The 10,348-nt window shown below is 58.7% G+C and carries 8 protein-coding genes; 6 read left to right on the top strand and 2 right to left on the bottom strand.

Going from position 1 to position 10,348, the window contains the following annotated elements:
* The coding region (gene pdxR, locus ACWI8T_RS02025) for a MocR-like pyridoxine biosynthesis transcription factor PdxR (RefSeq protein ID WP_449137768.1) at positions 1-1,095 on the bottom strand (1,095 nt) is incomplete at its 3' end.
* A 163-nt stretch (positions 1,096-1,258) separates the two neighbouring features.
* Between pdxR and ACWI8T_RS02020 the strand changes: the two genes are divergently transcribed.
* The 5 genes from ACWI8T_RS02020 to ACWI8T_RS02000 all read left to right on the top strand — a co-directional run bounded on the left by ACWI8T_RS02020 (position 1,259) and on the right by ACWI8T_RS02000 (position 6,322).
* Positions 1,259-1,906 (top strand): 4Fe-4S dicluster domain-containing protein, encoded by a 648-nt coding sequence (locus tag ACWI8T_RS02020; protein WP_449137767.1) that lies wholly within the window; start codon positions 1,259-1,261, stop codon positions 1,904-1,906.
* Positions 1,907-2,135: 229 nt separating this feature from the next.
* Entirely contained in the window at positions 2,136-4,670 is a 2,535-nt protein-coding gene (gene napA / locus ACWI8T_RS02015; RefSeq protein ID WP_449137766.1) for a nitrate reductase catalytic subunit NapA, read from the top strand.
* 13 nt (positions 4,671-4,683) lie between these two features.
* A complete protein-coding gene (locus ACWI8T_RS02010; protein WP_449137765.1) occupies positions 4,684-5,097 on the top strand; it encodes a hypothetical protein in 414 nt (137 codons plus the stop codon).
* A 96-nt stretch (positions 5,098-5,193) separates the two neighbouring features.
* Positions 5,194-5,442: a chaperone NapD gene (locus ACWI8T_RS02005; protein WP_449137764.1), complete on the top strand. Its 249-nt coding sequence runs from the start codon at positions 5,194-5,196 to the stop codon at positions 5,440-5,442.
* A 7-nt stretch (positions 5,443-5,449) separates the two neighbouring features.
* The gene (locus tag ACWI8T_RS02000) at positions 5,450-6,322 is read left to right on the top strand and encodes a 4Fe-4S binding protein (RefSeq protein WP_449137763.1); all 873 of its coding nucleotides are present in this window, start codon (positions 5,450-5,452) and stop codon (positions 6,320-6,322) included.
* A gap of 191 nt (positions 6,323-6,513) precedes the next feature.
* Here the strand turns inward: ACWI8T_RS02000 and ACWI8T_RS01995 are convergent, their stop codons facing one another.
* Positions 6,514-8,037, bottom strand: coding sequence for a LuxR C-terminal-related transcriptional regulator (locus ACWI8T_RS01995; protein WP_449137762.1), 1,524 nt, complete (start codon positions 8,035-8,037; stop codon positions 6,514-6,516).
* 200 nt (positions 8,038-8,237) lie between these two features.
* On the opposite strand from ACWI8T_RS01995, the gene ACWI8T_RS01990 reads away from it, so the two are divergent.
* Entirely contained in the window at positions 8,238-9,872 is a 1,635-nt protein-coding gene (locus tag ACWI8T_RS01990) for an FAD-dependent oxidoreductase (protein ID WP_449137761.1), read from the top strand.
* The last annotated feature ends 476 nt before the right edge of the window (positions 9,873-10,348 follow it).

Here is a 10,348-nt window from a genome sequence, read left to right as displayed (position 1 = left end):
CCACGGCACGGGGCTATAATGCCGCGCGAACTTCTCGCGCCAGCGGTCGAGCAGCTGCGGCGGCAAAATCAAATAGCTCATGCGCAGCGCTGGCGTGAGCACCTTCGAAAAGGTGCCCAAGTACACCACGCGATTGCGCGTGTCGAGCGACTGCAGACTGGGAATGGGCCGTTCGGTGTAGCGGAATTCGCGGCAGTAGTCGTCTTCCAGAATGTAGCCGTCGCGCCCGGCCGCCCACTCAATAAGGCGCACGCGCATCGAAAGCGGCATGGTCATGCTGAGCGGAAATTGGTTCGATGGCGTGCAGAAAGCGAGTTTCGCGCCGCTTGTGCGCAGGCTCGAGACGAAAGCGTCCTGGTCTTCTTCGCTTGAGCCAAGGGAAACGGGCAGCGGCGTAATGCGGAAGCCCCGATTGCGAAACACTGCCATGGCTCCGTCGTATCCGGGGTTTTCGATGGCGACGCCGTCGCGCATGGGGTCGAACAAATCGAGCAGATTGCCAAGGGCTGCCTGCGTGCCCGCTTGCAAAACAACCTGCTCAGGCTCGCAATTTACGCCGCGAGTCGCATGGATGCGCCGCGCGATTTCGGCGCGCAGCTCCATCTCGCCCAGTCCATCACCGTATGCGTTCGCCTTGCTGTCGACCGAAAACAGCGCATCGCTCGTGAGCTTGCGCCACACGACTTCGGGGAAGCTGCCGCGTGGCCGGTCGCCATAGGTGAAGTCGAATTCGATGGGGCGCGCGATGTTTTCTGAAAGGGTGGGGCCGACCGGGCCAATCGCGTCATGCAGGTGCGCGCTAGGGATGTCGCCACCTCGCGCGTCGTCGACGGCGCTCTCGGCGGAAATAGGCGAAAAGTCCACGTCGCACACCGCATATCCCGATCCGCTGCGGCTCGTCACGTACCCTTCTGCCAAAAGCTGCGCATACGCGTTTTCCACGGTATTGCGCGAAACGCCGAGGCTTTCCGAAAGCTTGCGAATGGGCATGAGCTTTTCGCCCGGCTTCAGCGCGTTTTCGGTGATGTCATGCCGAATGGATTCGTAAATCTGCATGTAAAGCGGGCTTTTCGAATTCTGATCAAGCGAAATCATCGCCGCCACCCCTCAATTGGTCAAGCGTCCCCATCGCGCGCCCGCGCGGCGCTCGAATTCGTGGAATCGTCCCTATAAATATAGCGCGAATCATCCCTTTTGGCGGGAAGATTTCTGTCGAATAATTCACCCATCAGGCTTTATGGCCACAGGGGGTGGGGAAATGAACACAACGACGTTTGGTGCGATTGCTGCGGCCGGACTGGCTGCCGGTGGCGCTGCATCTTGCTTTGTCGGCGATGCGGAAGGGCTTCTGCGTCCGCCGGGAGCGAAGGATGAGGATGATTTCCGTGCGCGCTGCATTAAATGCGGGCGCTGTTTGGAAGCGTGCCCTTATCAGGCGATTCGCATGGTGAAGGGGCCGTTGGGCTCCGAGGCGGGAACGCCCATGATTGACGCGCGCGCCCAAGCGTGCCGCCTATGCGCCGATTTCCCTTGCATTGCCGCATGTCCTACCGAGGCGCTGCATCCCGTGGGTGAGCGCAGCGAGGTGCGCATGGGGTGCGCGGTAATAAAACGCGATCTGTGCATTGCCGTGCAGGGAATGCGGTGCGAGGTGTGCTATCGCGCGTGCCCCTTCATCGATTCGGCTATCACCATTGACGCTTCCGTGCGCGAGGGCGATGCGATTCACGCCGTATTCGAGCCCTTAATCGACCTCGAGAAATGCGTTGGCTGCGGTTTGTGCGTGCAGCGTTGCGTGGTAAGCGAGCCCGAGGTCGCGATTGGGATTGTGCGCGATTACGACGAAGCCCGTCGCCGCATCGACGAAGAGCAGGCAAAGCAAGTATCGAACCCTTGGAAGGGATAAAAGTCGATGCTTCTTCGTCGGCCAATGCTTTCGTCTCGGTGCCTTTGGCGTGCAGGGCCGCATGCGATGAATGTGGTTTTGTCCAAGGCTCGGGGCGCATTGCCGAAGCTGAAGGAACAACGACGGCTGAGTTACGACAAATAAGCCGAGCAAGGTAACAGAGCGCTTCCGAAGAGCGCTTTTCGAAAGAATCACAGGGAAGAACCGTTACTAGGGGAAGGTGGGAACCATGGATGTTACTCGACGCGATTTTGTGAAGGCTTCGGCCGTCGCTGCTGCGATGGCGGCGGCGGGCGGCAGCCTGGCGGCGTGCGCCAGCAAGCCCGATGCGAACCAGGCCGGCGCTGCCGATGCGCAAACGCATACCGCAGTATGCCGTTTCTGCGGGTGTGGATGCGGCGTGCTGGTCGAGACGAAAGACGGGAAGGTCACAGCAGTCACCGGTGATCCCGACAATCAATCGAATCGCGGCCTGAACTGCGTGAAGGGCTATTACCTTGGCAAGATTTTGTACGGAAAAGACCGTCTCACCACGCCGCTTATTCGCGATGATGCGGGCACCAAGGGTACCGAAAGCGGCCTGCGTGAGGCAAGCTGGGAAGAGGCACTCGAGCTCGTGTCGACCAAGCTGCGCGAAACGTGGAAGAAGGACAAGAGTCGCCTGGCATTTTGGGGCAGTGGCCAACAGCCTATTACGGAGGGCTACCTTATCGCGAAATTCTGGAAGGCCGGCCTGCTTTCCAACAATATCGACCCGAATGCGCGCATGTGCATGGCGAGCGCCGTTGTCGGCTTCATGAACGTGTTCCAGACCGATGAGCCCGCCGGTTGCTATGAAGATCTCGACAACGCTGACGTTTTCATCACCTGGGGTGCCAACATGGCAGAGGCGCATCCGATGCTCTATTCGCGACTCACTGCGCATAAGCTTCAGAATGAAAGCGTTCGTCATATCGACATTACTACGATGAAAACCCGAACCTCGGCAAGCGCCGATAAGGTTTTGCTGTTCCGTCCGGGCACCGATTTGGCCATTGCGAATTGCGTTGCGAACTACCTCATTCAGAATAAGAAATACGATGCCGATTTCGTGCGCGACCACCTGCAATTCAAAATGGGAACCGAAGACATCGGCAATGCGGTGGAAGACGGATACGATAAAAGCGACCTGGGCAAATCGGTCGACAAAACCACCTCATGCACGTTTGAGGAGTACGCCGCGCGTCTGGCGGACTACACGCTCGAGTATACGAGCGAGCTTTCGGGTGTTTCTGTCGAGGACCTCGCCGATTTGTGCGAAGTGTTCGCCGACCCCGACTTGCGCGTAATGAGCCTGTGGACCATGGGCGTGAATCAGCATAATCGTGGCACGTGGATGAACCACAACCTGCATAACATCCATCTGCTTTCCGGCAAGTATGGCAAGCCAGGTTCAACGGCATTTTCACTCACCGGCCAGCCAAGTGCGTGTGGTACGGCGCGCGAAGTGGGTACGTTTTGCCATCGCTTGCCGGCCGATCTCGTGGTGGCTAACGAGGCGCATCGTCGCTATACCGAAGCTGTTTGGAATTTGCCTGAAGGCTACCTCGACGAAATTAAAACGCCTGGTTATCACACGATTAAACTCTTCCGCGAGATGTCGAAAGGCAACATCGATTTCCTGTGGAGCGCGCACAACAACTGGGCGCAGTCTTTGCCGAATCTGACGCGTTTCTTGGGCGAAGATGGCGAACACACGGGCATTTTCGACACGTTCATTGCGGTAAATGAGGTATACCCGACGCTTACGACGCGGTATGCCGACGTCGTGTTCCCCGTAGCAATGTGGGTGGAGCGCGAGGGCCAGTTCGGCAATGCGGAGCGCCGTACCTCGGTATTCGAGAAGGCTGTGGAGCCCGTGGGCGACGCCAAGTGGGACGTGTGGGTGCTGCTCGAAGTCGCGCGCCGCGTGCTTGAAGGCGAAACGATTGACGGCGAAGATGCGTTCACTCGCTTGTTCGGCTTCATTTGGGATGCTGGTAAAGACGACTTCAATGGCGATTCGCGCGAAGTTAATCGTGCGATTTGGGAGGAGTACCGCACGTTTTCGAATCCCGATTTGAATGAACGTGCAGCTGCCATCAATGCTGAAAAGAAGCTCAAGATGGAAGCTAAGCAGCTTGCTCCTTACGACGAATACCTGGTGCATCATGGCCTTACTTGGCCTGTGCGCGAGGTCGATGGGCAGTGGCTCCCCACGAAATGGCGTTTTGCGAATGGCAAGCAAGCCGACGGCTATGATGAGGTTGGCATCGAGATGTATGGCGATAAGGGTCTTGCTGGCGGTATGAGCTGGTACAAGAGCGCCGATCGCAAGCCTTCGGTGGTCTTCCGCCCGTATGAGCCGCCAGCGCAGGAGCCTTCTGCGGAATTCCCATTCTGGTTCTGCACGGGCCGTTTGCTCGAGCACTGGCATACCGGCACCATGACGCGCCGTGTCGAGGAGCTCGATCGTGCGCTGCCCGAGGCACTGCTGTCGATGAATCCCGACGATGCCGCCGCGCTTGGCGTGAACGACGGTGACATGGTACAGCTCACGAGTCCCCACGGAACCATGCAAATCAAGGTATCGCTCGCCGGTCGCGTGGAGCCCCCTTCGGGCATGGTGTTCGCGCCGTTCTTTGCGGCCGAAACGCTCATCAATCGGGTTGTGCAGGACTACTATTGCCCGCTTTCGAAGGAAACCGACTACAAAAAGACGTGTGTCAGCATCAAGAAGGCCTAGGGAGGAAGCGATGATGAAGAATCTCAAAATGCGCGTAGGTGTTGCAGCGGCGACCGTCGTGTTGGCTGTTGGTTGCGTGGCATGCGCGGGTTGCGCGGCCCAGCAGGCCGAGCCGTCCGATGCGGTTGCCGGCACCGAGACCACGCCGAAGCTCATGCCGGCGCAGCATCAAAAGTACGTCGACCGCACCGCATATAAATGCTACCGATGCCACGGCGCCAGCGTGCAGGGCAACCCTACGGCCAAAAATGCGGTTGCCATGCCGAACGGCCACTATGTGAACAACGACCCGTCGACTTTCGAGCTCGACCCCATTCGCAATGAGTGCCGCAGCTGCCATTCGGTCGACCCGAACAAGAAGCTTGGCGATGACGCAACTTATGAAGAAGCCGAAGTGGAAACCGGGCAGGAAGGCTTGGACGATTAGCGTTACCTTGGAACCTGGGGAGCCGAAACGTGCGAGAGAAATGCACGGGGCGCTTCATTGCTGAGCTATTGATGGGTCATGTTTGAGGGGATTCCGATGACTATTTCAAGTTTGATTGTTGAATGCGCTCCCGAGGCGTGCGACGTCGTTGCTGCCGAGCTTTCTGCGCGCGATGGCGTGGAGGTGCACGGCATCGACGCAAAGCAAGGCAAAGTGGTGGTGATCGTGGAGGCCGACGGTATCGATGAAAGCCATCGTATCGCGAGTGATTTCGTGAGTATCGATGCGGTCCGCGGCGTCGATCTTGTTTACGCCAATTTCGAAGACGACAATTTGGGGAAGTAGGTTTACCGTGGCAAAGAAGCGTAGGGGGCGTTGGACGACTGCGCGCCGCGCGGTCCAAATTGCCGTAGCGATTCTTTTCTTCGTTCCGCTTTTTGCTGCGGGTTGGAGCGCTTTGGGACTCGGTTTTTCTTCTCCCGAGGAGCCGCTTGCGACGCCGAGTGGGTTTGCTTGGTGGGGGAGCCTCTCGTCATCGCACTTGTTTGGACTCGATTTGCTTGATCCATTCGCTGCGATCCAGGTGGCAGCTGCGGCGAAAAACGTTGCTTTTGCCGGTCTTGCCTGGGCGCTTCCTGTTTTGGCGGCTTACGGCGTAGTTCGTGGGCGCGCCTTTTGCGGCTGGGCGTGTCCGGTGAATCTGCTGTGCGAGTTTGTTGATTGGCTTCGCGGCAAGTTGGGCATTGCGGTGCGCGAGCGTGCGGTTCCGCGCAAGGCGAAGGTCGGGATCGCGGCGGCGGTGCTTGCTCTTTCCGCAGTATGCAGCGTGCCTGTGTTCGAATTGGTGAATCCCATAAGCGCCGTGAATAAGGCCGTGCTGTTCGGCTCGTTTGCGGGGGTCTTCACGCTGGCGGCGATCGTGCTTGCGGAACTGTTCTGGGCGCGCCGCGTGTGGTGCCGCGCGTTGTGTCCTCTTGGCGGCATGTATGAAACGCTTGGTTGCGTAGGCTTGGCGAGCGTGAAGGTCGACCATGGTTTGTGCGTGCATTGCGGCGCATGCCAGGCGGCGTGCCTGTGCGACCCCGAAATCTTGGATGCCGCGCTTGCCGGCGAGACCGACCGAGTGGCGGCAGGTGATTGCATGCTGTGTGGGAAGTGCGTGGATGCCTGTCCGCATTCGGCCCTTGAAATTGGGCTCGCGCTGCCGAGGCATCTTGAGTTATAGGAGGCATTTCGCGGTTTCTGCCGCGTGGTGCTGCCGTATTCGTCGATTGCTCTGGCACTATGCTACGGGTCGTCATCGTTCGAAGGGCCGCGAAGGGATTCGCGGCCCTTCTGCGAAGCGCGATGTGGTTCAGCGCGTGGCGTCGCGTTCTTTAATTGTGCAAAATGTTCTGGGGAATTTGATGCCAAGCCTTATTCTCGTGCGCTTTCAACCACGTCGTAGAGGCTGCGGCGGTCGCCGACGCCAAGCTTGCGGTAAATGTTGCTTACATGATGTTTGGCGGTGCCTTTCGCGATGGTGAGCTCGTCGCAGATGTCTTGTACGGTGCGCCCGCGAACGAGCAACTCAAGCACTTCGGCTTCGCGTGCGGTAAGTCCGGCTCGGTCGACCACGATGGCGCATTGGGCCTCAATAGTAAGCGGCATAGCGAGAGCGGTTGCGCTCGAGGCGTTTTCGTTTTGGCCAGCGTTGGTTGCAGTTAGTGTTTTGCCGCCGCTTGAAACTGGGCTGGTGGAATTTCCTCCTGTGGCAGAAACGTTGCGGGCGTTGCGGGCTTCGTAAATCTTCATGAGGTCGGCTTTCGAGAACAGCAGCGTGGCCGCGGCCACAATCACGCCGAGCGAAATAACCGCAAGGGTAAGCTTCGCGACGTCATCAAGCTCGTTGCCAAGCGCGAAACTAGCGAAGAATGTTCCGACGGTGGTTCCGATACGCGAGGCAACTACCGTGCCGCCAAAAAGCAAAGCCGCCGAAATTCCTGTTCGAAATGCCAAGTCGGTTGCGGTGAGCATAAGGAACATGTCCAGGCAATACACGCCCATGGTAAGAATGCCGTTGCCAATTGGCGCCCATTGCTCGGGCAGAATGGCAAGCGCGACAATGCCCAGCGCCATTGCGGGCGCGATGGGCTCGTAAAGCGCGATCGATTCCGACTCAGGCGAGGTGAGCGCGAGGTTCGCCGCAAGTGCCGCAATGGCGATGCCCGCCACGAACATGCTTTCCGCCAGAAAAAAGGTTGAGCTTACTGGCGTGATGAATTGCGGGGCGATTTTCTGGCTCACGCCCCAGAGCGTGCTCAGCAGCACGATAAAGGCGATGAACTGCTTGAACGGCACATCCTCGAGGCGAAGCGGCGCCGAAGTGGGGCGACGCCGCGGTTCGCTCGCGCATGATTTCAAGATGAAGCATGAGGCAAGTGGAAACAGGCATGCGAAGAGCCCATTGATCGGATGGGGAAGCGCGATTGCGATGAAAAACAGCACGAATGCGAACGCATACGACAGATAGAGGTGCTGGCCAACGCGGCCGGTTGCCAGCGTTTCCCACAGTTCGCCCCACATAATGAGCAGCGCCGCATTGCCCCATGACATAAGGGCGAGGGCGGAAGCAAGCGCAACGAATTTCAATCCAGCGTCGCTGATGAAGGCGACGAAGAGCATGAGAAACGTCCCCGCGGCCATCGTGACGCCAGCTCCAAGAAGCGCTCTCGGTGACGAAGATAGACCCGGCTTTATTTTGTAGGCGGCAATGACGACCAAATAGCCTACGGTCGTTGCGAACAGCGCGATCGATTTCAGGCGCGCGCCTTCTCCTCCATCGGGAATAATGGCGCTTGTACAAAGCATGACCATCTGCCATGCCTGCCAGAAGCCAAGTCCGATGAAATGATGCATGCTGCGCTTTGCGCAGGTGCGAATACCCTCTTTGAATCCCATGAGTTCCTCCCGCACGGCATTATAGCCTGACCTGGGAAATTGCCCTATGGGCCGAAACGGCCCATATGCGAAAACTTGAAAAATGGGCCCGAGCGGATGTTGCGGAGGGGCGTTTTTGGGCGGCATAGTGGGCGTATCGCGGCAGGGAGGCCGCGGCGGGGCGCAGGGACGCCTCGCGGAAAACCAAGGAGGGAGAAACCATGACTAAGGGAATCTCACGTCGTAATTTCCTCACGGGCGCCGCTCTTGCGAGCGTCGCTGCGGGTGCGGGCCTTGCGGGCTGCGCGCCGTCCGCCGACAAGAAAACTGAAGCGGCGGGTGCCGCCGATGCGACTACTCAGTACGAGTGGGAGAAGGTGCCCGAGCCCATTAGCGATATCGCCGAAACGGTCGATACCGACATTTTGGTTATTGGCGCCGGCCTTTCCGGCTGCGCGTGCGCATGCTCTGCGGCCGAGAACGGCGGCAAGGTGACGGTTGTCGAGAAAACCGAAAGCTGGCAGGGCCGCGGCGGCGGTTTTGGCGCCATCAATTCGCGCTACATGGACCAGCTCGGCATTAAGGTTGACAAGGTCAACGCCAAGCAGCATTGGATTTCCCAGTGCGCGAGCCGTGCGAACGAAGACCTCATCGTGAAGTTCTTCAACAATTCAGAAGAAGCTTCCAATTGGCTGCTCGACAAGGCCGAGGCGGCCGGTTGCGCCGTGATGGTGGGCGCGTTCTACAGCCATGATGATGTTTATGCCGAACAGCCTGGCTACCATATGTGCATGAAGCCCGAGGGCAGCGATCTGAAGTCGACCGGTTTCGTGGGTGCTGAGGTGCTGTATAACGATGCCGTGAAGGCCGGCGCCGAGTTCGTGTTCAATTCGCCTGCCGTTCAGCTCGTCAAAGACGGCGACAAGGTTGTTGGCTGCATCTGCGAAGCCGATGGCAAGTACGTGCAATACAACGCCGCGAAGGGCGTCGTGCTGTGCACGGGCGACATTGGCGGCAACCTGGAGATGTGCAAGGCGTATGCGCCCATCTGCGTCGAATACGGCCAGCCGCGCAGCCAGTACACTCCTGTCGGCGCGAACACGGGCGATGGCCACAAGATGGGTATGTGGGCTGGCGCCCAGCTGCAGGACCTGCCGCTTCCCACGATGATGCATCCCCAGGCGTTCTGCTGGTTTCACGGCCCCTTCCTGTTCGTGAACGACAACGGCGAGCGTTTCATGTGCGAAGACACCTGGGTCCAGGGCAAGTCTCTCGCGATCAATCGCCAGCCCAACGGCGAGGCATGGTCGGTCTTCGACGCGAATTGGCCGGAAGACCTGGTGGCGGGCCTTCCTTATGGCGGCGGCATGTTCTGGGATAGCTTCCGTCCCTACGGCAGCGACCTGAGCCTTGCGCCTGAGTACTTCAAGACGCAGATTCCGGCCTACATTGAGCAGGGCATTGCCTACGAGGCCGATACCATCGAAGAGCTCGCGAAGAAGATCGGCTGCGACGCGAGCACGCTTTCCAAGACCGTCGAGCGCTACAACGGCATGTGCGAGGCTGGCGAAGATACCGACTACTACAAGAAGCCGGTGTTCCTGACTCCGGTCAAGGAAGGCCCCTTCTATGCGCTGAAGGTTGGTCCGGCACTGCTCACTGTGACTGGCGGCTTGAAGACCGACATTAACTTTGAGTGCCTCGACGCTGATGGCAAGCCGATCGAGGGCCTGTATGCGCTCGGCAATTGCATGGGCGATATCACTGCCGTTGACTACCCGATTAACGTTGCGGGCAACAGCCACGGCCGTTGCATCACCTACGGTTACTTGCTCGGCAAAGATTTGGCGAAATAGCGCCGACGCGAACCGAATAAACCCTCCCAGAGAGAGCCCGTATGGGCTCTCTTTTTCTTGTTCTTAAGGCTTTAATCTGGCGCGCCCAGCCGCGCCAAGAAAACCGTCTGCTATGCGTGGGTGTGTTCGACTTTCGCATGAAAACGCACGAAGTGCGTACCCTATTTCGAAACACGATGCTAAACGTTGTTGATGGGCTATCGCGACCTGGGGTTTTTGTTTGGGTGCGCGCGTCTTTAGCTGAATTGTTGGTCAAGGGTACGCACTTCGTGCATTTTTGTGCGAGAGCATCTGTTTGGCTGTCGTTGGCGGCGGCGGTCGGCGGTCTGGTGGCGTGCGCGAGCAAGCCCGATGCGAATCAAGTGGGAGCGGACGACACGAGAGCGTATATCGCGGTATGCCGCTCCCGCTCCCGCTTCTGCGGCTGCGGCGTTCTGGTGAAACGAAAGATGGCAAGATCGCGGCAGCCACCGGCG

The organism is Slackia sp., assembly GCF_977041755.1.
This window is presented reverse-complemented; position numbering and strand designations above follow the sequence as displayed.